Here is a 25,502-nt window from a genome sequence, read left to right on the forward strand (position 1 = left end):
GCTTATCACACAACTATAACCCGCCCCGTTCTATTTTTGTCCTGCAATGACCCGAACCAACAAAGCGCATGCTGCGGTATTGGGGGCCAATTTTATTTTCGGCGCCAATTACGCGGTGGTGAAATACATTACCCCCTCTGTTATTCACCCGTTCGGGGTGAATATGGTGAGGATCATTACCAGTCTGGCTTTGTTCTGGTTTGTTTTTCTTTTTAAGAAAGGAGGCAATACCATTAAGCGCCGGCATATTGCCAGGTTCGTTGTGTGTGCCATGACGGGTGTGGTGATCAACCAGTTCTTTTTTATCAAAGGACTTTCACTCACCACCTCCATCCATAGTTCGCTGCTGTCGCTGGCTACGCCGATATTCATCACCATCATTGCGGCCTGGTTGCTGAAGGAAGGATTTAACTGGCTGAAAGGCATCGGTTTGGCATCGGGTATTGGTGGCGCTGCGATACTGGTTTTATTGAAAGACAGTTCACAAACGGGCAGCGATGTATTACTGGGGGATGTGTTGGTGCTCATCAATGCGATCTCGTATGCGTTTTACCTGGTACTCGTAAGACCGCTGATGGCTGAATACAGCGGCGTACAGGTATTGCGCTGGTTGTTTACGATCGGCGCGGTGATCATGATTCCGATATGCATACCGGATTTTGCGGCAACAGACTGGTCCCTGTTCCATTTTTCGCACTGGCTTGCACTTGCATTTGTGGCAGTGGGCGCAACATTTATTGCCTACCTGTGGAATGTTTACGGCATCTCCGTGATAGGCGCTTCGGCAACCGGCGCTTATATCTACACCCAGCCGGTATTTGCAGCGCTGATCGCCATATTCTTTGCAGGAGAACAGTTCAGTCTCAGGAAACTCATGGCAGCCCTGCTGATCTTTGCAGGAGTGTATCTTGTCAATGTAAAAAAAGCGTCACCGGTACAGGGTGCTTAGACGATGATCAGACACTTATCCTGTTGAATGGAGAAATTTTCAGCGGCTGCGTCTGGCCAGATGGCCGTACAACCATTTAGCAATTTAGCCATGCTACTGCTCAGCCCCCTCACTCTTCGGATAGTCAAAAAACCAGAATTCTTTTTTCGCGTCTTTAAAATCTTTCCAATGTTTGATGTCCGCTTTTACGGCAAAAATGGCGCAGGTGGGCATATCATCGATGCGTGCCTCTGTGAGCAGATTGGCAAAAGCCGTGATGCCCGGGTTATGTGAGAATACCGCCACCGTTTTATCCCTGTCGTCCAGTTTGCCGATCACTTCGAAGAAGGTGCCGGGCATGGCATGGTACAGCTCTCGGTGCTGCGCAATAGCGTCTTTCTTTGTGCGGTACTCTTTTGCAAAATATTGCGCCGTGGTAAACGCCCGGTTGGCGGGACTGGAAACAAACGCATCTATCTCCACGTTCTTTTTATGTATCCGTTCAGCCATTGCCGGTGCATCGCGATGGCCTCGATCGTTCAGCGGGCGGTCAAAATCATCCTGCCCCGGTATGGCCCAGCTGCTTTTTGCGTGACGTATGATCAGAAGTTTTTTCATGCCGGTAAATAGGTATTTGCTAAGGTACAATCATCATACCAAAACAACAGCCGGGTTGCACCGCCGGTGATTTTTGAGGAATCGTTTTTTATCGTCCGGACCATTCGATCACCGCGGCGCAGCTCATCCATCCCATTACCGCCACCACGGCCCAGCCGGCCACCTGCATCCATAGCGGGTGCCGGTAGCCGTTCATCAGTTTGGGTTTTGTACAGGCCACCAGCAATACCGCTAACGCAAGAGGAAGAATAAAGCCGTTTACCAGTCCGGCGAGTAATAACAACTGTCTTGGTTTTCCGATAGCCACGAATATGCCGGTGGAGAGAACGATAAAGATGGAAATACACAGACGCTCGTGTTTGGCAATAAAGGGATGCAGTGTTTTCAGAAACGAGACGGAAGTGTATGCTGCGCCGATCACGGACGAAATGGCGGCGCTCCATAATACGATACCGAATATGCGAAAACCGAATTCGCCCGCCGCAAACAGGAACACACTGGCCGGGGGATTATCGCGATCCAGTACGGCGCCATGTGATAAGGCACCCAGCACGGCAAGAAACAGGATAAAACGCATGGCACCCGAAATGGCGATGCCGTTGACGGCGCTTCTGTTTACTTCGGCGATATGATCCCGGCCTTTGATACCCGCATCGAGCAAACGGTGTGCGCCCGAGAAGGTGATGTACCCGCCAACCGTGCCGCCAACAATGGTAACGATTGCCTGCGAGCTGATGGTTTGGGGAATAAAACTGTGCTGTATCGCTTCCCATACCGGTGGATGCGAACTGATGGCGATGATCAGTGTGAGCAGTATTTTGACACTGCCTACGATCCTCGTAAAATTGTCGAGCATCTTTCCCATTTCCCTAATCCAGAACAAAGCGAGTGCTGCAATGCCGCTGATGATGGCACCTGTCTGGAAAGAAAGACCGGTGATCACATTCACACCAAGCCCGCATCCTGCAATATTGCCGATGTTAAAGGCAAAGCCGCCAAGCACCACCAGCACGGCAATCAGGTAGCCAAGACCCGGCAGCAACCTGTTGGAAATATCCTGCGCACGCATTTCGCTGATGGTAAGTATCCGCCAGGTGTTTACCTGCGCGCCGATATCGAGCAGGAACGATACAAGTATCACAAACCCGAAACTGGCCATCAGTTGCTGCGTAAATACGGTGGTCTGTGTCAGAAAGCCAGGCCCGATGGATGAGTTCGCCATCAGGAAAGCAGCGCCCAGTCCTACGCCGCTGAACAAAGGCAGTTTATTTTTTTGCGATGTCAATATGATGCTGTTGTAATGTGTGAAAAATGGATTTTGCGAAAGCTGCGGCATGGGCTCCGTCGCCATGGATACAGACGGTATCGGCAACAATGGGAACGGTTGTATTGTTTACGGTGGTTACCGAATGCTGCTGCACCATTTGCAACACCTGCTGCAACACCTGCTCCGTGGTGGTGATCAGTGCGCCGGGCTGTGATCTTGGCGTAAGACTTCCGTCATCCTGGTAACTGCGGTCTGCGAACACTTCGCTGGCGGTGCTCAATCCCAGCTGCGCGGCTTCGCTTATGGAGCAGCTGCCGCTCAGACCGAATAATACCAGGCTGGCATCTGCCTCTTTCACTGCCTTTGCAATACAATGCGCAAGCGCTGCATTTTTTGCAGACATATTGTACATGGCCCCATGCGGTTTTACATGGCTGAGTGTTGCGCCCAGCTGCCGGGCAATTTGCTGAAGACGGAATACCTGTTCGGATACCATATCATACACTTCCTGCAAAGGCAGCTGCATTTCCGTGCGACCGAAATTGGCTTTGTCGGCAAACCCCGGATGTGCGCCAATGGCAACCTGGTATTGGATGGCGAGCTCGCAGGTATGCAGCATTGTCTCATTGTCGCCCGCATGAAACCCGCAGGCAATATTGGCGCTGCTGATATAGGGCATCAGCAGTGCATCGTTGCCGATGCCTTCTCCCATATCGCAATTGATATCGATGGTTTGCCGGTTCATTGCTGCAGCCAGTCTGTTAGCCGTAAGGTACAGGCATTTTGCAGCAGCCGCAAATCGGTTTGCTGGCGGATGAATAATTTTTCCGCGGTGGCCAGGTCTGTTTTGGAAAACCGGATCTCGCTGCCGGGCACCGTTTGCGACAGGGAAGAAATATCCGCACCGATCACATGTCCGATACGCGGGTAGCCGCCTGTGGTCTGGTGATCGGCCATCAGCACCATCAGCTGTCCATCGGGTAACAGCTGTATCGTACCTCTTGTTACGGCGGTGGATATGATCTGCTGGTGATTGCTGTAGCCGAGCGAAACACCTTCCAGCCGGTATCCCATGCGGTCGCTTTTCCGGCCCAGCAGAAAGGGTTCGTTATGGAGGTATTCTTTGGATGCCTCGTCAAGCAAATGGTATTCGGCCCCGGGAATAAAACGGATGGCCCGCCCGTTATACAGGTGCTGTACATCCGCGCGCCAGGCGGGTTGTGCCGTATATTTTTCCGCTTGCTTAAAAGCGTATTTATAGCGGATGGTATCGTTCTTATGCAAAGCCCTTCCCGCAAAACCGCCAGCCTGCACTTTCAGGTGCGTGCTGCAGCTGTTGAGCCATTCATCGGCAACGATGCCGCCTTTCACCGACAGGTATGCCCGCGAACCTTTGCGGTGCGCCGTAAAATGCAGCCTGTCGTTTTTTCGTACCAGCAGGAGTTTATTTGTGTCGCATGCCATGCCGTTAAACGCCGCGTTGAAATCTGCGCCGGCAACGGCAACCAGTGCGGGTTCTTCGAACAGCAGTTCTGCTGCGGGAAAATGCATTTCGATCACCGGCTCGTTCCATTCGTTGCCCGCCAGCATATTGGCCACGCGCATGGCTACGGCATCCATGGCACCGCCGGGATTGATGCCCCAGTGCTGGTGCCCGTAACGGCCATGGTCCTGCACGGTATCCAGCAGGCCCTGCTTAATGATGCGTATGCCCATGCGATTTCATTTGTTTGAATTCGGTAAGACTGACAGGATGGAAACGCACTTCATCACCCGGCTGCAGGTAACAGGGTTGCGGCCGTCGTACATCGAACAGGCGAAGCGGTGTTTGCCCGATGATCTGCCAGCCGCCGGGCGAATCAAAAGGGTAGATACCTGTCTGCGTTCCGGCAATACCCACACTGCCCATGGGTACATTTGTTCTTGGCGATGACCTCCTGGGTGCCGCAATACGCGCATCAACCGTTCCCATATAGGGGAAACCGGGAAGAAAACCTACCAGGTAAACACGGTAAGGAACGGAATGATGTATCTGCGCCACCTCTTCAACCGTTAACCCACGCTCTTCGGCCAGCAGGGCTATATCCCAGCCGAGCGAAACATCGTAACAAACAGGTACGCTGATCTGGCGTTTGTTGATACTGATCGCATCGGTGTGTTTGATAACAGTATGCAGCCAGTTGCTAAGCTGATCGTATACCGTAGCGTCTTCAGCCTCCGGAAAAGCTGCAAGATCGTAAACGAGGGTTACCGTATGATACGAAGGGATAATATCCATGATGCCCTGTTTGTTCAGCATGCGTAAATGACTGAACAAAGCAATTACCCTGTCGTTAACGGCTGTGTCTATCCTGTCGCCCAGCTCGATGGTCAGGGCGTGATCGCCGCAGGGATAGATATGATAGGATGACTGCATACGGAGGTACAATTTACGAAGTACGGACAGGACTGAAAGACATATTGTTTCCATTCATACTTCCCGCATGGTACTTGCTGCGTAATTTCCTATCTTTCTTTTTCAATCTACTACCGCTTATGAGACATCTACTTGTGCTGCTGGCAGTCTTTGCCGGCTTGTCGGCCATTGGGCAAATTACGCCGCAGTGGCTGCGTTACCCGGCTATTTCTCCCGATGGCAAAACGATTGTATTTACCTACAAGGGAGACCTGTACCGTGTACCCGCCACCGGCGGCACCGCTGTAGCGCTTACCGTTCACGAAGCGCACGATTTTATGCCTGTATGGAGTCATGATGGTAAATCGATCGCGTTTGCAAGCGACAGGTACGGAAACTTTGATGTATTCATTATTCCCGCTGAGGGAGGCGAAGCCAGGCGTATCACGTATCATTCTTCACCGGAGTTGCCGTATACCTTTTCCGGCGATGACAGGAGCGTGGTATTCGGTTCGGTAAGAATGGATCTTGCAGCCAACCGCACGTTTCCCACGGGTTCGCAACCCGAACTGTACAGCGTACCGGTGAACGGTGGCCGCGTAGCGCAATTGCTGAGCACACCTGCGGAAGAAGTCAAATTCAGCAGTGACGGGCAGTATATGCTGTACCAGGACAAGAAAGGCGGAGAGAACCAGTGGCGCAAACACCATACGTCTGCCATAGCGCGTGATATCTGGCTGTACGATACCAAGGCAGGAACACATAAAAAAATCACCGGCTTTGCAGGCGAAGACAGGTCGCCGGTATTTGCCGATAACGATAGGGCATTTTATTACCTCAGCGAAGAAAGCGGTTCATTCAATGTACATAAAATGGGCCTGGACGGGGCAAAATCACAGCAGCTCACTTCGTTCAAAAAACATCCGGTGCGTTTCCTGAGTCAGTCGAACGACGGGGTTCTTTGTTTCGGCTATGATGGCGAGCTGTATACGATGAAAGGAACGGGCAAACCACAGAAACTGGCCGTCACCATTGCCGCCGATGCCAAGAGCAACAATGAGCGGGTGCTGGCGGTGAGCGGCGGCGCAAGGGATATGTCCGTTTCTCCCAACGGCAAAGAAGTGGCTTTTGTTTTCAGAGGAGAAGTATTTGTCACCGGCGTGGAAGGGGGCGTTACCAAACGCATCACCAATACACCCGAACAGGAAAGACTGGTAAGTTTTTCTCCCGACGGAATAGCATTGCTGTATGCTTCCGAACGCGGTAACAGCTGGAAGATATTCGAGACAAAAAAACAGCGGGAGGAAGAACCCTATTTCTATGCATCAACGGTGCTGAAGGAAACGCCGGTGATCGTAAACAACAACGAAAATTACCAGCCCGTTTATTCCCCAGATGGAAAAGAGATCGCTTTTATCGAGAACCGCACCACCCTTAAGATATACAATATCGCCAGCAAACAGTCGCGTGTATTGCTGACAGATAAGGAGCTGTTCTCCATGGGCGATAACGACCAGTATTTTCAATGGAGCCCCGACAGCAGGTGGATCTTGTTCGATTATGCCGTACCCGGCATTGCACCGGGCGAAGTGGGCATTATTGCCGCCGATGGCAAAGGCAAAGTGTCCAACCTGACGGAAAGCGGGTTTAACGATGGCCGCGCCAAATGGATCATGGGCGGTAAAGCGATGCTCTGGTTCAGTAACCGCGACGGACTGAAAAGCGTGGCACAGAGCGGCGGCGCGCAGAGCGATGTGTATGCCATGTTTTTTACGCAGGAGGCATTTGACAGGTTTAAACTGAGCAAGGAAGATGCGGCGCTGCAGAAAGAGATGGAAGACAGCAAAGCCAAAGCGGATTCCGTTAAGAAAAAAGAAATCAAAAAAGATACGGTGCTGATCGATTGGGATGGGCTTACCCAGCGTAAAGCCAAGCTTACCATTCATTCTTCTTCGCTAAGCGATGCGCTGGTGAGTAAAGACGGGGAAACGCTTTACTATCTCGCGCGGTTTGAAAAAGGCGCCAATCTCTGGACCACCAATCTGCGTACAAAAGAAACCAGGATGCTGGTACAGCTCAACGCAGGCGGTGGCAGCATGGCATGGGATAAGGAACAGAAAACTATTTTCCTGGCAACAGACGGAGGTATTTCAAAGATAGATCCCGTAAGCGGCAAACGCGATGCCATCAGTATAAACGGCGAAATGAACCTGAATACGGATGCGGAGCGCCGCTTTATGTTTGAGCATGTATGGAGAAGAACAAAAGAAACTTTTTATACCGCCAGTTTTCATGGTGTGGACTGGGACAGCTACAAACCCGATTACGAAAAATACCTGCCGCATATCAGCAATAACTATGAGTTTTCCGAGATGCTGAGCGAGTTACTGGGCGAGCTGAATGTGAGCCATAGCGGCGCCAGTTATGGTGGTGGTTCTGCAACAGGCGATGCAACGGCATCGTTCGGGGCATTCTATGATTACACGTTTACAGGCAATGGCATGAAAATCGTGGAAGTGATCAGGGAGGGTCCGCTGGATAAGGCCGGGCTCAACATCAAACCCGGTATGCTCATTACGGCTATCGACGGGGAGAACCTGACCGCCGACAGGGATTTTGCGCAATACCTGAACCGAAAAGCGGGGAGGAATACGCTGGTGACTGTTTCGGAGAATGGTGTTACAAGAGAAATCATTGTAAAACCCATTACGACAGGAGAAGAAAACACACTGCTGTACAAACGGTTTGTGCGCCGCAACCAGGAAGAAGTGGACCGCCTCAGTAACGGGCAGCTGGGCTATGTACACATACCGGGTATGAACGACGGCGCCTATCGCACCACCTATGAAGAAATGATGGGCAAGTATGCAAACAGGAAAGGAATGGTGGTGGATACAAGGTTTAACGGCGGCGGAGACCTGGTGGCTGATCTTGCCATGTTTTTAAGCGGGAAAAAATTCATGGACTATACCACCGACACACGCAGCAACGGCTACGAGCCCAATTTCCGCTGGGTGAAACCCAGCATATCCATCGCCAACGAAGCCAATTACAGCGACGGGCATTGTTATGCCTACACCTACCAGGAACTGAAACTGGGTAAACTGGTCGGCATGCCCGTACCGGGCACCTGTACATTTGCAGGGTGGGAAAGCCTGCAGGATAATACCATCCGCTGGGGCGTGCCGCCGCTGGGTGTGAAGATGATGAACAACCGGTACCTCGAGAACCACCAGACCGTTCCCGATATACAGCTGATGAATGAATATGATTTAGTGATCAAAGGAAAAGACCAGCAGCTGGAAGCGGCGGTAAGGGAATTGCTGAAAGAGATCAAATAGCCTGACCTGCGATATCTGCGAATCTGCGGCTATATCCGGGCCGGGGGTTCGCAGTTTTTTTGGCTGCGAAACTTTTATCGCCACAGATTACACCGATTTTCACAGAAATAACCTGCAAATCCATCTGTGAAAATCTGTGTAATCTGTGGCAACTTTCCTACAGATCTGTGCATGTGCACAAATTAATTACCAGTCCTGCTTTTTTCTTTTACCCCTGCCCCCTACATTCGCAATCCTTATTTTGTAAGCAAGCATCCTATGACCACATTCGCACCCGTTATTGCGCCGCAACTGAACCTGAGAACAGCACAGGTGGAAGCCGTATTGAGTTTATTCGAAGAAGGCGCAACGATCCCGTTCATCGCGCGTTACCGTAAAGACAAAACAGGGGGTCTTGACGAAGTTCAGATACAGCAGGTACAGGATCTTTCCAAACAGTTGAAGGAATTCACCGAACGGAAAGCGTTTATTGTAAAAACAATTACCGAGCAGGGTAAAATGACAGAAGCGCTGCAGGCAGAACTTGATAAAGCGTTTACCATAACCACCCTCGAGGATATTTATCTTCCCTACAAACCCAAACGCCGCACCAAAGCACAGGTTGCGCGTGAGAACGGGCTTGATCCGCTTGCGGCGATGATGCTGGCCCAGCAGGAGGCGGATATTATGTCTGAAGCCGCCGGATTTATTACAGAGAATGTAAAAACCGCGGAGGAAGCTTTGCAGGGCGCACGCGATATTGTTGCCGAAATGGTCAATGAAGACGCGCAGCTTCGTGCAAAACTCAGGAAGCTGTTTGAAAACAGCGCGGTGCTGCAAAGCAAAGTGCTGAGCGATAAGGAGGCGGAAGGCATCAAATACAAGGACTATTTTGATTTTTCGGAGCCCATTCATAAAATACCATCGCACAGAACACTTGCCATACTGCGCGGTTTTATGGAGGGATTTCTTCGTATTTCCATTTTGCCTGTTGAAGAGGATGCGGTGTTTATACTGGAAGAGCCCTATATCAAAGGCATCAATGCCTGGAGCGACCAGTTACGGAAAGCCATAAAGGATGCGTACCGCCGCTTGCTGCAGCCCAGTCTTGAATCGGAGTTCCGCGCAGCGTTAAAACAGAAGGCCGATGAGGAAGCGATCAATGTGTTTGCAGAGAACCTGCGCCAGCTGCTGCTGAGCGCGCCACTGGGCAGTAAAAAAATACTGGCCATCGATCCCGGTTACCGTACGGGCTGCAAAGTGGTTTGCCTCGACGAAAAAGGCGAGCTGCAGCATGCCGGGCTCATTTTTGTGCATGAACCCAACCGCGTGTACGAGAGTGAACATACCATTAAAGAACTGGTGAAGCGCTTCGGTATACAGGTATTTGCGATAGGCGATGGAACCGCGGGCAGGGAAACAGAACAGTTCATCAAAAAAATGAACCTGGGTTTGCCGGTGTTTATGGTGAATGAAGATGGCGCCTCCGTTTATTCCGCATCGGAAACGGCGCGCGAAGAATTTCCCGACGAAGATGTTACGGTTCGGGGTTCTGTAAGCATCGGCCGCAGGCTGATGGATCCGCTTGCGGAGCTGGTGAAGATAGACCCCAAGAGTATCGGCGTGGGTCAGTACCAGCACGACGTGAACCAGTTCCGTTTAAAAGAAAGACTCGACCAAACGGTGGTAAGCTGCGTAAACAGCGTTGGGGTAAACCTCAATACGGCCAGTAAACACCTGTTATCGTATGTGAGCGGTATCGGCGGAACCATTGCCGACAATATTGTTAAATACCGGAATGAGATAGGCCGGTTTACAGACAGGAAACAGTTGCTGAAAGTGACACGGCTTGGCGATAAGGCTTTTGAGCAGTGCGCAGGCTTTCTTCGGATCAAAGAAGGAAACAACCCGCTTGATGCAAGCGCGGTTCATCCGGAAGCCTACCCGGTGGTGGAAAAAATGGCGGGCGATCTTGGCGTTGAACTGGCTTCGCTGATCGGGAACGATACGCTGATCAGGCAGATCAAACCGGCGGCCTATGCATCGGAGCAATTCGGGGAACTGACATTAAAGGATATCCTAGCCGAACTGAGCAAACCCGGTCTTGATCCGAGAAGCGAACTGGAACAGTTTGAATTTGCCAATATCTATAAAATCGAAGATGTAAAACCCGGCGATATCGTACCGGGTATGGTAACCAACCTAACCCGATTCGGCGCATTTGTTGATATCGGTGTAAAGCAGGATGGACTGGTACATGTAAGCGAGGTGGCGAACCGTTATATCAGCGACCCTTCCGAGGCCCTGAAACTGGGTCAGAAAGTGATGGTAAAAGTGCTGGAAGTGGATATTCCGCGTAAGCGCATCGCTTTATCCATCAAACAGACACAGGATGCCGCGGCGACAAAATCTTCGGGCAACCAGAAAAAACACCCGGGCAATAAACCTGCTGCAAAAGAAACCGATCTCAGTTCACTCAGTGTATCCGATGCGCTGAGCGCCTTGAAGAAGAAATTCGGGAGATGATACCACAGACAAGTAGGGTTGTTTATATGCGGTGACACCGGGATCCGGGGCAGGGGTTGTTGCGGGTAAGGATCACAGGGTAAGTATGCCTATACACTAACCGAATGCGGGGGTGCAGACCGTTATGACAGGTTATACCTTTTCTCCAGTTCGCCGCAGATGCGTTTGAGGGACTGCCCGATGGGCTGGTATTGAAAATTGACGAAATAGCGCTGCAGTTTGCGGTTATCGATCACTATTTTGGCGGCAGCGGTGCGCGCGGTTTCCCGGGTCAGCAGGGGATCATGACCCGTGAACCAGGATTTAACGGCTTCCCATCGCCATACCAGGGCGGCGATGAAGGGCGTTACTTTTTTATGCGGCGGTTTTTTATGAAAGATATCAGCTATCCTGTCGAAGAGTTCGGCGTAAGACATATTCACGCCGCAAAGGATAAAGCGTTCGGAGATGATGTTTTTGGTGCGCATCAGTAATACCATGGCATTTACTGCGTCCAGCACATCCACAAAGCCACCCCTTCCTTCTGTATACCAGGGAAATTCTTTGTAAACATTCCGGAAGATACCGGTGGAACTGCTGTGCCAGTCGCCCGAACCCAGTATGATCACGGGGTTAACGATCACGGTGTCCAGCCCTTCGCCGATGCCGCGGTATATTTCCAGTTCGGCCAAATGCTTGGAGCGGCCGTACTCGCTGTTGCTGGTCTCCTGCGACCACATCATCGCTTCGTTGATCGGTTTGTCTTCGCGTATCCTGCCCATGGCGGCGATGGAGCTTACATGCAGCAGGCGTTTTACATCAACCGATAAACAGGCATTCACCACATTGGCCGTGCCTTCTACGTTGATCTTGTACATCTCTTTTTTCCTGCGCGGGTTAAAACTCACCATGGCGGCGCAATGGTAAACCTGTTCCACGCCCATCATGGCGTTTTCGAGCTGTACCACATCGAGTATATCGCCCCTGATCCATTCCACTTTATCGGATCCGTCAAATACAGGAATGGCGGAACGGTACAATGCCCTTACCTGCTCTCCATCCTTCACCAGTCGTTTGACCAGATGGGAACCCAGTAAGCCGGTTGCGCCTGTAACCAATACCATAATCCGATGATTAGGGGACGAAGATACGGTCTAGATATTTTCAAAGATTAGGTATTAATACGTAGTATTTACCCGCATTTATCGCATTTGCCGCTGATCACCACATCGGTTTGCGAAGCCAGGAAACCCTGGGGCAATGCAATGGCCGGAACGGTTACATGATCCAGGCAATAGGTGGTGCCGCAGCCGTCGCACATAAAATGTACATGGTCATCGTGGTGGTGGCCCTCGCTGCATTCGTCCTTGCACAAAGCGTAGCGGACGGAATTATCCGAGGTGGGGATGGTATGGATAATGCCTTTTTCAACAAAGGTCTGCAGCGTGCGGTAGATGGTTACGCGGTCAAACTCGGTGCCGCTGTGGTGTTCAATATCCGCATGCGCCAGCGCGCCGTCGGAGCGCATAAACAACTCGAGTATTTTCTTGCGGCTGTCGGTTACGCTCAGCTGGTTACGTTTCAATAAATCTGTTACGCCGTATAGCATACGATCTTCTTATTTCTTTTCGCTGACGATGTTCACATGGTCGGATTTTTCCGCCAGCAGTTTGGCAATATCTTTTTTCAGTCTGTCGAGCTCGGTCTGCTTTAAACCATCGTATACCTGTCCGCGCACTTTACCGTCGCGGTCAACCAGTGCAAAGAACTGGGTATGGATGAACTGGTCTTCTATTTTCTGCAAATCGTTCTTCGGGTCGTCGAGCAGGTAGGCATTGCGGGCAATCGAATAGAGACTGTCTTTCCGCCCCGTCAGCAGCACCCATTTGTGCGTATCGATCTTCAGGGAATCGGCGTATACCTTTAAACGCGCCGCAGAGTCCCTCTCCGGATCGCAGGTATGCGCCACCACCATGAAATCGGGTTCGTTTCGGTAGGCTTCGTATACCGTTTTCATGTTCGAGTTCATTTTCGGGCAGATGCCTTTGCAGGTGGTAAAGAAAAACTCCACCACGCTTACCTTGCCCAGCATATCCTTTTCGGTAAAGGGCAGCCCGTCCTGCGTGGTAAACCGGAACGGTTTTACATAACTGATCACGGGCAGTTTGGCTTTCCAGAAATCGTTGCCGCGGAACAGGAAAAAATAGAATCCCAGTACCAATACGATGAAAAACAGCAGATAACCCAGCATTTTCTTGTTCATTTCCACAGATTAGGCCACAAAGTTACAGCCCGGAGAGAGAAGAACCTGAAAGCACAATTAAATTTTGCAACAATGTTGCATTAGTGTAGTTTTGCCGCCCATGCGTACACCTACAAAGATCAACTGGGATGCTTTGGGCATCAGCACTTCCCTGGCCTGCGCCATTCACTGCGCGCTGCTGCCATTATTTCTGACCAGTTTGCCGGTTTTCGGGGTAAACATCATCGAGAACACCGGTTTTGAATTCCTGATGGCGCTGATTGCGCTGGGTGTTGGCGTGTATTCGCTGTATCATGGAAAAAGGAAGCACCACCACCGGTGGCTGCCGATCCTTGTTTTTACCGCCGGAATTCTTTTGCTGATGGCCCGTATCATCTGGCACGAGTGGAACCTGGCACTGTTGTTACCGGCAGTTGGCGCCATCATCACCGCCCACTACCTCAACTACCGCCTCTGCCGCGGCCACAACCACGCCCACGCAGACGACTGCGATCACTGACGAATATCGAACAGATGAACAGATGAACAGATGAACAGATGAACAAGGAACAGATGACCGGAAAATAACACTTTTTCCTATCGACATTCATTATTCCCTGTTCATCTGTTCATCTGTTCCCTACCCTTTCGCCTCACTCATCACCTGTTGTATCACTTTATCGAGCTGCTTGGCGGCTTTTTCGAGCATCGCGGTCACTTCCTGGGCCTGTACTTCGGTGGCGAACCCCTGTTTGGTAAGGGCCACCAGCCCGAGGATATTGGAAAGCGGCGCCCGTATTTCGTGCGACTGTATCCAGGCTATCTTTCGGAGGGTTTCATTCTGGGCTTCTATTTTTTTGGTGTAGGTATACTGCCCGGTGATATCACGTGAGATGCAGTTGACCCCTGAAACGGTTCCGTTCTCGTCTGTTATGGGATTGAAACTGACCTCCTGGTAGATATCGCGCCGGCCGATTTTATCATGCCAGGTCACTTTAAAGGACTCCCCCTTCAATGCGCGCTGGTAATGCTCATTCCATATCCGGAAAGAATTCTTTGTAAAATGACTGCTCTGGATACGCGTGATCCTGTTACCGGTCAGTTCTTCCATAAGTCGGTAAAAAGGTTCGTTGGCTATGATAATATTGTAATCGTGATCGAGCGACCAGATCGTATCCTGTGTATTGTTGATGATGGCGCGGAGATTCCGTTCATCCTGCGCCTGTTTTTCGAGCATTTTTTTCTGTTCGGTGATATCCATGAAATAGATGGCCACGCCTTCCGTAGTGGGATAGGCCCTGATGGATACCCAGAGATCCAACGGCTCGTAGTAATCTTCAAAATGACTGCTTACCCGGTCATTCATCACATGGTGGTACTCGATATAAGACCTGCTGCCGACGGCGGCCGAAAAATAATCCCAAAGACCTTTTCCCAGCAGGTCTTTGCGTTCGCAGTGCAGCACCTGTTCTGCGGCATGGTTCATATAGATCATTTCCCAATGCTTGTTAACGGCGAAGAAACCATCAGTGATGCTTTCCAGGATATTGGCGATGTCGGCGCTTTTTTCCTGCAATGCTTTTTCCGCCGTTAATTTTTTGTCGATATCGATTGCCAGCACCATTCTTGCACGCCGGTTTTCAAACAGGGTGCCATGCGCGTATATATGCGCCCAGAACACTTCTCCGTTTTTGCGTTTGTGTTTCCATGCGCCAAAATCGTAATAGGGTGTGGTCTCGATATCATCAAACACCTCAAGAAAGGCAGGCAGCTCTTCTGCCGGCCTGATATCGGTTGCTTTGAGCGACAGGAATTCTTCCCGCGTATAGCCGTACTGATCCAATGCGGCGCGGTTAACCTCCAGGAATTCGTAGGTCTCAAGGTCGTAGATATACTTGGGTGCCGGACTGTCTTCAAACAGCTGCCGGTACGTGATAAAGCCCTGGCGCTCTTTCTTAGAAGTTGACGAGACGGACATGCGACGGTTTTTAGGACCTTTTAAAGTTACGGATTGTAAAAGGGGATGTCAATGGGGCGGGAGGAAAATACCTAATATTGATTAGCGATATCAAATACCGAAATCCGGCTCCCCCCTGAAACCCCCGCCAGTATTCAGCCGCAGCCCCCCCTTTTCCGATCTACATCGCTATTCCTTGTTCATCTGTTCAAATATTTCCTACGCAACCGTATAGCTCATTCCCCCGTCTTTCTCATCTTTCAGCTGCACGCCCAGCGCGGACAGCTCGTTGCGGATCTTATCGCTGGTAACAAAATCTTTCCTGCTTTTGGCGTCTTTTCGGATATCGATCAGCAGCTGCAGCACACCGTCCAGTTTGCCGTTATTGTCTGCGCGTTCGTTCTTCAGTCCGAAAATATCTTCCACGAACAGTTTCATCTGCTGCTGCAGCTGTGCGGCAATATCCTTGCGCAGCGCCGCTGCGGGCAGGTGTTTGTCTTTGATGGCATTGATCACAGACACCAGCTCGAACATATTGGCCACAACCTTGGCCGTGTTGATATCATCGTTCATGAACTCGGTGAATTCATTCAGGAGTTTGTCAACTTTACCGTTCAGTTCCGGATCGGTTGCAGCGGCATCGTCGTTACCAAGCCCCTGTTGCTGGGCCAGCCAGTCATGTGCTTCGAGCAGGCGTTTCAATGCTTTTTCGGAGCCCTGTAAAGCTTCGTTGCTGAAATCGAGTGTGCCGCGGTAATGGCTCTGCAGGATAAAGAAACGGATCGTCATCGGGGCATATGCCTGGGTAAGCAGGGGATGTTCGCCGCTGAACAGTTCGGTCAGTTTGATAACGTTGTTGTAGCTCTTACCCATCTTCTTACCGTTGATGGTGATCATGTTATTGTGCATCCAGTAGCGCGCCATCATTTTGTGGTTGCATACGGCGCTCTGGGCGATCTCGCATTCATGATGCGGGAACTGGAGGTCCATTCCGCCGCCATGGATATCGAATTCGTCGCCTAGGTATTTACGGCTCATGGCCGAGCATTCGATATGCCATCCGGGAAAACCCTCGCCCCAGGGACTTTGCCAGCGCATGATATGTTCTGGCGGCGCGTTTTTCCAGAGGGCGAAATCGCTTTTGTTGCGTTTCTCATCCTGGTTATCGAGTTCCCTCGTGCTTTCTATCTGGTCTTCGAGTATGCGCCCGCTGAGGATGCCATAGGGCTGACCCTCCCTGGAGAAATCGGTGTTGTATTTTTCCACGTCAAAATACACGGAGCCGTTTGTTTCGTAGGCGTATCCGTCGGCAATGATCTTTTTGATCATTTCGATCTGCTCGGTGATATGTCCGGTTGCCGTGGGTTCGATGGCGGGCGGCAGGTTATTGAGTCGTTCCATTGCCCAGTGGTACAGCCTGGTGTATTTCTGCACCAGCTCCATCGGTTCGAGTTTTTCAAGAACGGCTTTCTTACTGATCTTGTCTTCCGCTTCGCGGCCTTCTTCTTCAAAATGGCCGGCGTCGGTGAGGTTGCGTACATACCTCACCTTGTACCCGAGGTGCATCAGGTACCTGTACAATACATCGAAGGTTATATACGGACGGGCATGCCCGAGATGGCTCTCGCCGCTTACGGTTGGTCCGCACACATACATACCCACATAGGGCGGGTTGATGGGTGTGAACACTTCTTTCTGGCGCTTGAGGGAATTGTATACTTTGAGTGACATTGTTTGAATTTGAGACGTTAGGAGATCAATACAGGAACTTTTCCGGTAACGGAAGCATCAGCAGCAACAACAACAGGCGTATGCGTGAATCTGTCTCATAGTGTAACGAAGGTATTATTTTTTAACCAGAATGTCGGACACCAGCATCAGGTGATCGCTCAGGTTCTCATCGATCATATCGAACTGTTTTATTTCGAACCTGCGCGAGGCGAGGATATAATCAATGCGAAGTGTGGGTGCAAGGGAAATAAAGCTTCTGCCGATCGCAAAACCCTTTTGCAGAAAAGCATCCTGCTGCCCGCCTTTGATATGGAAATAGGCGAATGAATTGGGCACATCGTTAAAATCGCCGCAGATGATGGCGGGATAAGGACTTTTATCCATTTCCTCCCTTACCATGGTGGCCTGGGTGCCGCGGCGTACAAAGGCAAGTCGCATTTTTCGCGCAAGGCTCCTGGATGCGGCCAGGTTGCCGTCTTCCTGTTCGCGTATCTTCTCCAGGTCGCTGTAGTCCTCGGGTTTGAATTTGAACGACTGCAGGTGCGTGGTAAACACGCGCATGGTATCGGGGCCTTTTACCAGGTCAACATAAATCAGACTCTCGGCAACTGGGTATTTGATCCTTCCCGAATCGATAACGGGGTATTTGGAGAAAATAATACAGCCCGAAAGATAACGGCCGCTGTCGCGCTGGTAATCGCGTGAAAAATAATGATAGGGATACAGCCTACGGAACAGGGAGATATTGTCTGCGGACGCAGCCGTATTGAACTCCTGCATGCAGATAACATCGGGCTCGTATTTCAGTATGCTGGCGGCGAGTTCGTTGGGGGCAAGCTTCCGGGCTTCCCGGCTGTTTGAGAGGCCGTTGAAGCTCTGTACGTTCCAGTCAACAATACGCAGGGCGTTCTGCGGTTTGCGTTTGGTAAAGCCCGCACCGGGATGCCAGGCAAAAACCACGGCCAGCTGCTGCCAGCCGATGGCCAGGGTAAGCAGGGAAAGCAATGCCCATCTGGGTTTTACAATCAGCCAGAAGATCAGGAAAAATACCAGGCCCAGGATCAGGTAAGGAACGGCGAGTCCTGCAAAACCGGTGATCCACCATTTGTTGGGGTTTACATAAGGTGTCAGGCAGGCCAGCAGAAAAACAAGGCTTACCAGCATATTCACACCAACGGTTATCGCTTTCAGTGCGCGGCGAAAGAAATTCCTGGCCATACCTAAAATTAGTTAAAACCGGCGATAGAAGAAAAGGACAGGGGAACAGAAGAACAGATGAACAAGGAATAACGAATGTAGATCGGAAAGGAGGAGGAGGGAATATTGAACAGCGGAACAAGGAATAGCGAATGTTGATCGGAAATAGGAATAAGTAGCGATCAAGACTTCATCTGTCAGCCTGGCTGCTTTCCGGAACACTGAAACCCCTCCAATCCAACTCACGCCAACTCACGTTTTGTGTTTCACGCTCACCCCTCACAAATCCTCCCGGCTGGCCCTTTCGAGGAATGCTTTTTCCTCGTCTGTAAGCTGGTCGTAGCCGTGGCGGTGGATTTTTTCGAGTATGGTGTCCAGCCGCTGCTGGGTGATGTTGGCGGTTTTTTCAAAAGGCTTGCGGTCGGCCCGGTAATAAAGCCGGTTCTTTTGTCCGCCGCTTTTTTTCTCGGGATTGAAGAGATCGTTGAGCCAGTCTGTCAACCGGTTCATCCACAGGCTCCAGTCCCTGCCTTTGCGCAGCTGCCTGGCAAAAAGAAAACCTGTTGCCGCCGCACCGGTATGCGAGGCCGCGATGGCTATATTGCCTTTACCCATCGTGGAGAAATCGATGAGCACGTACACCACGGTAATCACCCAAAGCGGTATGCCTCCGTTGATCATCGGGAAAAAGCGGTAATCGGGTGCGATCACCGTAATGGCGATGGCGATGGCCATTACTGCGGCGCCTGCGCCCATCACGCTATCGGCGCTGTTACTGCCGGGTACCAGGTTGGCAGTGAGCAAAAATACCAGGGCCCCTGCAACGGCGCCGTAGAGGTATACGGGGATCAGTTTGTTGTTGCCGATCATATCCTGCAAAAGATAGCCGAAGAACCAGAGCCATACCATGCTGCTTACCAGGTGCCAGAAGCCAAAATGGGTAAACAGGTGGGTGAGCAGGGTCCAGGGTCTGGCTGCAAATGCTTCTGCGGAAGCAGGCAGTACGAGCCAGTTGAGCACCTGGCGGTGGAACTGCTCCATGGGAATATCGGAGAGCTGGTAAATAACGCTGACCATGTGAATGATGACAAACATGATCATATTGGCCGCAAACAACAATACAAGACCGTTGTTCGGCTGCCCGAGCAGGGTTTTCTTTTTTCTGGGAGAAGCAGATGTTACCATCGGTAAAAACATTGAGTGCCTAATACATGGTTTTGCGGTTTGTTCTGTTCCAGGTGATCACGATGAGCAAACCTACCACCGCGCCGCCGATATGCGCCCAGTGAGCGATATTATCGCCCGCCGAGTTCCTGATACCCTCATACAATTCAAATGCCCCATAGATCAGCACAAACCATTTTGCCTTGATGGGGAAAAGCATGTAGATATAGAGATAGGTATTGGGAAACAGGTAACCGAAAGCCGCCAGTATGCCGAACACCGCCCCGCTTGCACCGAGGGTGGCTGAATTGATCCTGCCTTCGTAAAACGAAGTGACTGCTTCCATCACCTTGCCCGAAACCATACTGTTGCCCGGGCCCATCCGCAGTGCCTGGATCAGCTCGCCCCTGTTCACAAAACCGATATCGTCGTACCGGGCGATAAAACTGATAAGCGCATCATTGGAACGGCCGGCGGTTTGCTCCTGTACCACGGCGGCATAGTCGTTAAGGATGGGTATCATTTCATAACTCAGGAACAACAGGTGTATCAGCGCTGCGCCGAGACCGCAGATCAGGTAAAATATGATAAACCGCTTGGTGCCCCATACATTCTCTAGTACAGAGCCAAACATCCATAACGCCAGCATATTGAAAAAGATATGCGAGAACCCGCCATGCATAAACAGGTGGGTTACCAGTTGCCAGGGTCTGAACAGCGGGCTCTGCCATGCGTGCAATGCAAACGTATCGTCAATGGAAAACCCGGTGGCCGGTCCGCCAAGGGTCTGCTGCGCAAGAAAACACAGCACATTGATGATCAAAAGATTTTTAATGGCCGGCGGCAATATCTCAAATCGACTGGGTCGGAACTCCATTAGGCTTTGTGTTTTAACTGAACCACGTTTTCTATATGCAAGGTATGCGGGAACATGTCAACCGGCTGAATTTTTTCGACAGAATATTTTTCTGCCAGCAGACCCAGATCGCGGGCCTGTGTGGCGGGGTTGCAGCTTACGTACACAATGGTGGGCGCCGCTATTTCGAGCAGTTTTTTCACCAGTTTCTCGTGCATGCCCGCCCTCGGAGGATCGGTGATGATGACATCGGGTCTGCCGTGTTCCGCAAAAAATGCATCATCGCATATATCGATCACATCGCCCGTAAAAAATGAGGCGTGTGTGATGCCGTTCAGCTCCGCATTTTTCTTCGCATCAGTGATGGCATCGTCCACCACTTCCACGCCGATGATCCTGGCGGCCTGTTTGCTGACAAAAATGCCGATGCTGCCGGTGCCGCAGTAAAGATCGTACACCGTTTGCGTGCCGTCCAGTTCCGCAAAATCGCGCGTTACCCGGTACAGTTTTTCTGCCTGCCTTGTATTGGTCTGAAAAAACGATTTCGGGCTGATGATGAACCGGAAATCCTCGAGTTTCTCCTCAATATATCCCTTGCCGGAGTGGGTCTGTGGTTCCAGTCCCTGCAGACTGTCGTTGCGCTTGGTATTGATCGTATACAGCAGTGTGGTGATCTGTGGAAAATCGCGAAGCAGCCGGTCGAGCAGTTGTTGCCTGTGATCCGCATCTTCGTAGCCCAGCATGATGTTGATCATCAGCCCGCCGGTGCTGCTGTTGCGTACAAACATATTGCGCAGCCAGCCATGGTGCTGTTTGATATTGTAAAACGGCAGCTGGTGTTCAATGGCAAATGCCGCTGCCGCTTTTCGTATCAGGTTGGTGGGTTCTTCCTGCAGGTGACAGGTATCGATCTCCACCACCTTATCAAAAAAACCACGCACATGGAAACCTGCAGCGCCGGGTCCGTCAAAAGATTCACCGGCTTCTTTCATTCGCCTGAACTCGGCATCGGGTATATATTTTCCGGTGGCGAATGTATACTCCATCTTGTTACGGTACCTGCGGGTTTCATCCGCGCCGATAATGGGCATCATTTCCGGTAAGGGAATGCGGCCGATGCGTGTCAGGTTATCGCTCACCTGCTGCTGTTTGTACTGCAGTTGTTTCTGGTACGGCAGCATCTGCCACTGGCAACCTCCGCAAACGCCGAAATGCGCGCAGAACGGATCCACCCGATCGGGCGAAAAAGAACGTATGGCCACCGCCTGTCCTTCGGCCCAGTCGGCTTTGTTTTTAGACAGACGCACATCCACGGTATCGCCCGGCACGGCTCCTTCGATAAAAACGACTTTCCCATCCACCCTGGCCAGCGATTTGCCTTCGGCTGCATAGTCTTCCACGGTGATATTCTCGAGTATGACCTGTTTTTTCTGTTTTCTCACGGCGCAAAGGTAAGGTACGCTGATTTCGGATTCCGGATTAATGGATTCAGGATTCGCGGATTTTTTTGAAATAATCGGCTGTCCTGTTTTTCTTCTCAGCAATCATCCCCAAGTTAAAAATCCACTAATCCGGAATCCGCGAATCCATAATTTATCAATCCTTCATCCTCTTTGTTAAAATTTGCAGCGACCGGCCGCTTTGAAGGGGCTGGGGTTTTGCAGGCATTTTATTGGTTATTTTTACGCATCATACCTTTCTTATGAAGCGTTTACTGTTCCCCGTTATGATGATGGCTGCCATCGGCGGTCTTGCCCAGCAGAAAAAAACAACACCGGCGGCGAAAGCTCCGGCCAAAGCGGCTGCCAGCCAGGCAGCCAGGTATATCAGTATTACGCTGAAGCCGATCCGGAACGAGAAGATCTATCTCGGCAGCTATTACGGCAACAGTATGGTGCTGGTGGATTCGGCTATGCTCGATGCCAACAGCCACGGTGTATTTACCGGGTCGCCGAAATATACGGGAGGCATTTATTTCGTGGTGACCAGACAGTATACCCGCCAGTTCGATTTTCTGATGGATAACGGCCAGCGGTTCAGCATAGAGGCGGATACGGCTGTCAAGGAAAAATCCATCATTACCGGCTCGCCCGATAACGATCTGTATAAGAGCTACGCAGTGTTTATGGACGATAAAGGCAGGCGTATGGCGGAACTGGAGAAGGAATTTACCTCGGGTACCGCCCGGTCAACCGCAGATTCGGCCCGGGTGCGCACCGAGTACGCAAAAATCAATAAGGAAGTAAAGGATTACCAGGCCGGTATTATTCAGAAAAGCCCCCATTCTTTGCTGGCGGCGCTGCTGGCGGCGATGCGGAGACCGGAAACCCCGGCTATCCCTGTTGTGAACGGCAAAGCCGATTCGTCATACCCATACCGTTTTGTGAAAGAACATTACTGGGACGATGTGAACTTTAACGACGACAGGTTGCTGCGCACACCTTTTTTTGAAAAGAAACTGGATGAATACTTCAAAACGATGGTTTATCCTGAACCCGATTCGATCATCAGGGAAGTAAACTATATGCTGCTGTTTGCAAGAACGGGCAAGGAGATCTATCCTTACCTGCTCACCAAATTCACGAACAAATACATCAACCCCGAGATCATGGGGCAGGATAAAGTATTTGTATACCTGTTCGAGAATTATTACGCAAAAGGAGATACCACGCTGCTCAACCCTGCATCGCGCAAAACCATTGTTGACAGGGCATACAGCCTGATGGCCAACCAGCTGGGTCAGCCCGCGCCGCAGTTAAACCTGACCGATACGCTCGGGAAAAAGGCTTCTTTATACGGCATCGATGCCCCGTTTACCGTGGTGGCGTTCTGGGATCCCAACTGCGGGCACTGCAAGGAAGAGATCCCCCGCCTGGATTCGATGTATAAGGCAAGATGGAAGAATTATGGCGTAGCGGTTTTTTCAGTCAACATTTACGAGAACGAGATACCCGCCTGGAAACGTTTTATCGCCGATAAACACCTTTCCGGAGAATGGGTGCAGGCCTATGAAACAAAAGAGGCAAAAACCGCAACCGAGAAAGCGGGGCAGGCCAATTACCGCCAGTTATACGATATCTTCAAAACCCCCACGATCTATTTACTCGATAAAGACAAACGCATCATCGCCAAACACCTCAGCCTGGAACAGTTTAATGAACTGATAGAAACAAAACGGAAAGCAGGGGTGGGGAACAGATGAACAGAGGAACAAGGAATAGCGAATTTCGATCGGAAAGGAGGAGGGAATAATGAACAGAGGAACAAGGAATAGCGAATGTTGATCGGAAAGGAAGGGGGAGGGAACAGATGAACAGATCTGTTCCTTGCTCCTTGTTCTATTGTTCAAAACCTTCCGATCCTCTGTTCCCTGCTCCTTGTTCCTTGTTTTATTGTTCGTTATGCTACACCAGTTCTTTCACCACGTTCCATATCACTTTTGGCTTGCCGAGGGTGTAGTAGTGCAGTACGGGTACGCCGAATTTTTTGAGTTCGCGGCTTTGCTGGATCAGCCATTCGGTGCCAACCTGCTCGCATTCTGCATCGGTTTTGCATTTGAGCATGGCCTGTGAGAGTTCTGTGGGCAGGTCCACATGGAATATCCTGGGAAGAACCGACAACTGTTTTTTATTGGTAATGGGTTTCAGTCCGGGGATAATGGGTACGGTAATGCCAATCTCCCGGCATTTGGTCACAAACTCAAAATATTTCCGGTTGTCGAAGAACATCTGGGTCATGATGTATTCGGCGCCGGCATCCACTTTTGCTTTCAGCCTTTGCATATCGATCTCGAGGTTGGGCGCTTCAAAATGTTTTTCGGGGTAACCCGCCACACCCATGCAGAACCTGGTTTTGCCGCCGTTCTTGATATCCTCATCCAGGTAAATACCATCGTTCATATTATTCACCTGCTGCAGCAGATCGATGGCCAGGTTATTACCGCCGGGTTCGGGTTCAAATGCGGCTTCGTTCTTGGCGGCATCACCGCGAAGAATGAGCAGGTTGTCGATCCCCAGAAAATCCAGGTCGATCAGCGCATCTTCGGTTTCGCGCTTGGTAAAACCGCCGCAGATGATATGCGGCACCGCATCCACCTGGTAATGGTTCATGATGGCCGCACAGATACCCACCGTTCCCGGGCGCTTCCTCACTTCCACTCTCTCAAAAGTGCCATCGGTCTTTTTCTTGAACATACTCTCGCTGCGATGGTAGGTAACATTGATCCAGGATGGTTTGAATTCCATCAGCGGATCGAGGTGATCGTACAAAGAAGCGATGGTTTTGCCTTTTAACGGGGGCAGCACCTCAAAAGAAATCAGGGAATCTTTTGCCTGGCGGATATGTTCTGTAATTTTCATTGTAGGAATGCTAAAACGGCTGCTAAGATAAGGTGAAATAGGTAGGATTTGCCAGCGCCGGCGCCATGCACTTCGCAAACCGTACTTATCTAAGTCTTATTTTTGAGCAAACATTACGCATTGAGTCTGATCATCCATACAAAAGACCTCGTTAAAAGCTATAAGGGACGAACGGTGGTAAACCAGGTATCTGTGAGCGTGCAGCAGGGAGAGATCGTAGGATTGCTGGGCCCCAACGGGGCCGGTAAAACCACCACCTTCTATATGGTGGTGGGTTTGATCAAACCCGATGAGGGCACGGTATACCTTAACCAAGAGGATATTACCAAACTGCCCATGTACAAACGGGCCCAGATGGGCATCGGCTACCTGCCCCAGGAGGCCAGTGTGTTCAGAAAACTGAGCGTGGAAGACAATATCATGGCGGTGCTGGAAATGACCGGGCTGACACAGGGTGAAAGACAGCACAAACTCGAATCCCTGCTGGACGAGTTCAACCTGCACCATGTGCGCAGGAACAACGGCGACAGCCTGAGCGGCGGTGAGCGCAGGAGAACGGAGATAGCCAGGGCGCTGGCGGTGGATCCCAAATTCATCCTGCTCGACGAACCTTTTGCCGGCGTAGACCCCATAGCGGTGGAAGATATACAAACGGTTGTTGCCAAACTGAAGTACAAGAACATCGGCATCCTGATCACAGATCATAATGTAAACGAAACCCTGTCCATCTGCGACCGCGCCTACCTGCTGATAGAAGGCAAGATCTTTAAACACGGCACCGCCGAAGAACTCGCAGGCAATGAACAGGTAAGACGGCTGTACCTCGGCACCAATTTTGAACTGCGCCGGAAAGACTGGATCATTGATATGCAGAAGGGTGACAACGGGGGATAGCATACCGGTTTCTTCTGAGGGCTTAACCCCCTGGCTGCCCGAAGCCGATATTCTTTCCGGCCAAACGGTC

At 50.9% G+C, this 25,502-nt stretch carries 21 protein-coding genes; 6 read left to right on the plus strand and 15 right to left on the minus strand.

Annotation, left to right across the window (positions count from 1 at the left end):
• The first annotated feature begins 46 nt into the window (after positions 1 to 46).
• Positions 47 to 949 (plus strand): DMT family transporter, encoded by a 903-nt coding sequence (locus GWC94_RS00370; RefSeq protein ID WP_161833025.1) that lies wholly within the window; start codon positions 47 to 49, stop codon positions 947 to 949.
• A gap of 93 nt (positions 950 to 1,042) precedes the next feature.
• Here the strand turns inward: GWC94_RS00370 and GWC94_RS00375 are convergent, their stop codons facing one another.
• The 5 genes from GWC94_RS00375 to pxpB form a co-directional block, all read right to left on the minus strand.
• Positions 1,043 to 1,546: a SixA phosphatase family protein gene (locus GWC94_RS00375; RefSeq protein WP_161833026.1), complete on the minus strand. Its 504-nt coding sequence runs from the start codon at positions 1,544 to 1,546 to the stop codon at positions 1,043 to 1,045.
• Positions 1,547 to 1,634: 88 nt separating this feature from the next.
• Entirely contained in the window at positions 1,635 to 2,831 is a 1,197-nt protein-coding gene (locus tag GWC94_RS00380; protein ID WP_235918403.1) for an NRAMP family divalent metal transporter, read from the minus strand.
• The gene (locus GWC94_RS00385) at positions 2,812 to 3,558 is read right to left on the minus strand and encodes a 5-oxoprolinase subunit PxpA (protein ID WP_161833028.1); all 747 of its coding nucleotides are present in this window, start codon (positions 3,556 to 3,558) and stop codon (positions 2,812 to 2,814) included. Before GWC94_RS00385 ends, GWC94_RS00380 begins: the two co-directional genes overlap by 20 nt.
• Positions 3,555 to 4,529 carry a 5-oxoprolinase subunit C family protein gene (locus GWC94_RS00390; RefSeq protein WP_161833029.1) on the minus strand — a complete coding sequence of 325 codons (975 nt, stop codon included), beginning with the start codon at positions 4,527 to 4,529 and terminating at the stop codon, positions 3,555 to 3,557. Before GWC94_RS00390 ends, GWC94_RS00385 begins: the two co-directional genes overlap by 4 nt.
• On the minus strand, positions 4,510 to 5,229 hold the full coding sequence (gene pxpB / locus GWC94_RS00395; RefSeq protein ID WP_161833030.1) for a 5-oxoprolinase subunit PxpB: 720 nt from the start codon (positions 5,227 to 5,229) through the stop codon (positions 4,510 to 4,512). Before pxpB ends, GWC94_RS00390 begins: the two co-directional genes overlap by 20 nt.
• Positions 5,230 to 5,348: 119 nt before the next feature.
• Here pxpB and GWC94_RS00400 point away from each other — a divergent pair, with 119 nt between their 5' ends.
• Complete coding sequence (locus tag GWC94_RS00400; RefSeq protein ID WP_161833031.1) at positions 5,349 to 8,549, plus strand: S41 family peptidase; 3,201 nt, start codon at positions 5,349 to 5,351, stop codon at positions 8,547 to 8,549.
• A 258-nt stretch (positions 8,550 to 8,807) separates the two neighbouring features.
• Positions 8,808 to 11,054 (plus strand): Tex family protein, encoded by a 2,247-nt coding sequence (locus GWC94_RS00405; RefSeq protein ID WP_161833032.1) that lies wholly within the window; start codon positions 8,808 to 8,810, stop codon positions 11,052 to 11,054.
• A 122-nt stretch (positions 11,055 to 11,176) separates the two neighbouring features.
• Here the strand turns inward: GWC94_RS00405 and GWC94_RS00410 are convergent, their stop codons facing one another.
• From GWC94_RS00410 to GWC94_RS00420, 3 genes are all read right to left on the minus strand, one after another.
• Positions 11,177 to 12,157: an NAD-dependent epimerase/dehydratase family protein gene (locus tag GWC94_RS00410; RefSeq protein ID WP_161833033.1), complete on the minus strand. Its 981-nt coding sequence runs from the start codon at positions 12,155 to 12,157 to the stop codon at positions 11,177 to 11,179.
• A 68-nt stretch (positions 12,158 to 12,225) separates the two neighbouring features.
• A complete protein-coding gene (locus tag GWC94_RS00415; protein ID WP_235918404.1) occupies positions 12,226 to 12,618 on the minus strand; it encodes a Fur family transcriptional regulator in 393 nt (130 codons plus the stop codon).
• A 33-nt stretch (positions 12,619 to 12,651) separates the two neighbouring features.
• Positions 12,652 to 13,296: an SCO family protein gene (locus GWC94_RS00420; protein ID WP_161833035.1), complete on the minus strand. Its 645-nt coding sequence runs from the start codon at positions 13,294 to 13,296 to the stop codon at positions 12,652 to 12,654.
• 100 nt (positions 13,297 to 13,396) lie between these two features.
• On the opposite strand from GWC94_RS00420, the gene GWC94_RS00425 reads away from it, so the two are divergent.
• A complete protein-coding gene (locus GWC94_RS00425) occupies positions 13,397 to 13,795 on the plus strand; it encodes a MerC domain-containing protein (RefSeq protein ID WP_161833036.1) in 399 nt (132 codons plus the stop codon).
• 120 nt (positions 13,796 to 13,915) lie between these two features.
• Here the strand turns inward: GWC94_RS00425 and GWC94_RS00430 are convergent, their stop codons facing one another.
• From GWC94_RS00430 to rlmD, 6 genes are all read right to left on the minus strand, one after another.
• Complete coding sequence (locus tag GWC94_RS00430; protein ID WP_161833037.1) at positions 13,916 to 15,253, minus strand: PAS domain S-box protein; 1,338 nt, start codon at positions 15,251 to 15,253, stop codon at positions 13,916 to 13,918.
• Between the two features lie 198 nt (positions 15,254 to 15,451).
• A complete protein-coding gene (gene cysS, locus GWC94_RS00435) occupies positions 15,452 to 16,963 on the minus strand; it encodes a cysteine--tRNA ligase (RefSeq protein WP_161833038.1) in 1,512 nt (503 codons plus the stop codon).
• A gap of 114 nt (positions 16,964 to 17,077) precedes the next feature.
• On the minus strand, positions 17,078 to 18,181 hold the full coding sequence (locus GWC94_RS00440) for an endonuclease/exonuclease/phosphatase family protein (RefSeq protein ID WP_161833039.1): 1,104 nt from the start codon (positions 18,179 to 18,181) through the stop codon (positions 17,078 to 17,080).
• A 258-nt stretch (positions 18,182 to 18,439) separates the two neighbouring features.
• Positions 18,440 to 19,345, minus strand: coding sequence for a rhomboid family intramembrane serine protease (locus tag GWC94_RS00445; RefSeq protein WP_161833040.1), 906 nt, complete (start codon positions 19,343 to 19,345; stop codon positions 18,440 to 18,442).
• 19 nt (positions 19,346 to 19,364) lie between these two features.
• Positions 19,365 to 20,201, minus strand: a complete 837-nt coding sequence (locus GWC94_RS00450; RefSeq protein ID WP_161833041.1) for a rhomboid family intramembrane serine protease — start codon at positions 20,199 to 20,201, stop codon at positions 19,365 to 19,367.
• Positions 20,201 to 21,622: a 23S rRNA (uracil(1939)-C(5))-methyltransferase RlmD gene (rlmD, locus tag GWC94_RS00455; protein WP_161833042.1), complete on the minus strand. Its 1,422-nt coding sequence runs from the start codon at positions 21,620 to 21,622 to the stop codon at positions 20,201 to 20,203. The genes GWC94_RS00450 and rlmD overlap by 1 nt, the downstream gene beginning before the upstream one ends.
• Before the next feature lie 260 nt (positions 21,623 to 21,882).
• Here rlmD and GWC94_RS00460 point away from each other — a divergent pair, with 260 nt between their 5' ends.
• Positions 21,883 to 23,382 (plus strand): TlpA family protein disulfide reductase, encoded by a 1,500-nt coding sequence (locus GWC94_RS00460; RefSeq protein ID WP_161833043.1) that lies wholly within the window; start codon positions 21,883 to 21,885, stop codon positions 23,380 to 23,382.
• Between the two features lie 202 nt (positions 23,383 to 23,584).
• Here GWC94_RS00460 and GWC94_RS00465 read toward each other — a convergent pair whose 3' ends face one another.
• The gene (locus GWC94_RS00465; protein WP_161833044.1) at positions 23,585 to 24,538 is read right to left on the minus strand and encodes a methylenetetrahydrofolate reductase; all 954 of its coding nucleotides are present in this window, start codon (positions 24,536 to 24,538) and stop codon (positions 23,585 to 23,587) included.
• A gap of 102 nt (positions 24,539 to 24,640) precedes the next feature.
• Here GWC94_RS00465 and lptB point away from each other — a divergent pair, with 102 nt between their 5' ends.
• Positions 24,641 to 25,432, plus strand: a complete 792-nt coding sequence (lptB, locus tag GWC94_RS00470) for an LPS export ABC transporter ATP-binding protein (RefSeq protein ID WP_235918406.1) — start codon at positions 24,641 to 24,643, stop codon at positions 25,430 to 25,432.
• Positions 25,433 to 25,502: the final 70 nt, after the last annotated feature.

Source organism: Sediminibacterium soli, from assembly GCF_009939225.1.
Taxonomy (GTDB): Bacteria; Bacteroidota; Bacteroidia; order Chitinophagales; family Chitinophagaceae; genus Sediminibacterium; species Sediminibacterium soli.

Bases quoted from the DNA above. Each gene is read 5' to 3' on its own strand.
- pxpB (WP_161833030.1), bottom strand. From the start codon at position 5,229: ATGCAGTCATCCTATCATATCTATCCCTGCGGCGATCACGCCCTGACC.
- GWC94_RS00430 (WP_161833037.1), bottom strand. From the start codon at position 15,253: ATGTCCGTCTCGTCAACTTCTAAGAAAGAGCGCCAGGGCTTTATCACG.
- GWC94_RS00450 (WP_161833041.1), bottom strand. From the start codon at position 20,201: ATGGAGTTCCGACCCAGTCGATTTGAGATATTGCCGCCGGCCATTAAA.
- GWC94_RS00460 (WP_161833043.1), top strand. From the start codon at position 21,883: ATGAAGCGTTTACTGTTCCCCGTTATGATGATGGCTGCCATCGGCGGT.
- GWC94_RS00370 (WP_161833025.1), top strand. From the start codon at position 47: ATGACCCGAACCAACAAAGCGCATGCTGCGGTATTGGGGGCCAATTTT.
- GWC94_RS00390 (WP_161833029.1), bottom strand. From the start codon at position 4,529: ATGGGCATACGCATCATTAAGCAGGGCCTGCTGGATACCGTGCAGGAC.
- cysS (WP_161833038.1), bottom strand. From the start codon at position 16,963: ATGTCACTCAAAGTATACAATTCCCTCAAGCGCCAGAAAGAAGTGTTC.
- GWC94_RS00385 (WP_161833028.1), bottom strand. From the start codon at position 3,558: ATGAACCGGCAAACCATCGATATCAATTGCGATATGGGAGAAGGCATC.
- GWC94_RS00410 (WP_161833033.1), bottom strand. From the start codon at position 12,157: ATGGTATTGGTTACAGGCGCAACCGGCTTACTGGGTTCCCATCTGGTC.
- GWC94_RS00440 (WP_161833039.1), bottom strand. From the start codon at position 18,181: ATGGCCAGGAATTTCTTTCGCCGCGCACTGAAAGCGATAACCGTTGGT.
- GWC94_RS00400 (WP_161833031.1), top strand. From the start codon at position 5,349: ATGAGACATCTACTTGTGCTGCTGGCAGTCTTTGCCGGCTTGTCGGCC.
- GWC94_RS00465 (WP_161833044.1), bottom strand. From the start codon at position 24,538: ATGAAAATTACAGAACATATCCGCCAGGCAAAAGATTCCCTGATTTCT.
- GWC94_RS00425 (WP_161833036.1), top strand. From the start codon at position 13,397: ATGCGTACACCTACAAAGATCAACTGGGATGCTTTGGGCATCAGCACT.
- GWC94_RS00420 (WP_161833035.1), bottom strand. From the start codon at position 13,296: ATGAACAAGAAAATGCTGGGTTATCTGCTGTTTTTCATCGTATTGGTA.
- GWC94_RS00375 (WP_161833026.1), bottom strand. From the start codon at position 1,546: ATGAAAAAACTTCTGATCATACGTCACGCAAAAAGCAGCTGGGCCATA.
- GWC94_RS00445 (WP_161833040.1), bottom strand. From the start codon at position 19,345: ATGGTAACATCTGCTTCTCCCAGAAAAAAGAAAACCCTGCTCGGGCAG.
- GWC94_RS00405 (WP_161833032.1), top strand. From the start codon at position 8,808: ATGACCACATTCGCACCCGTTATTGCGCCGCAACTGAACCTGAGAACA.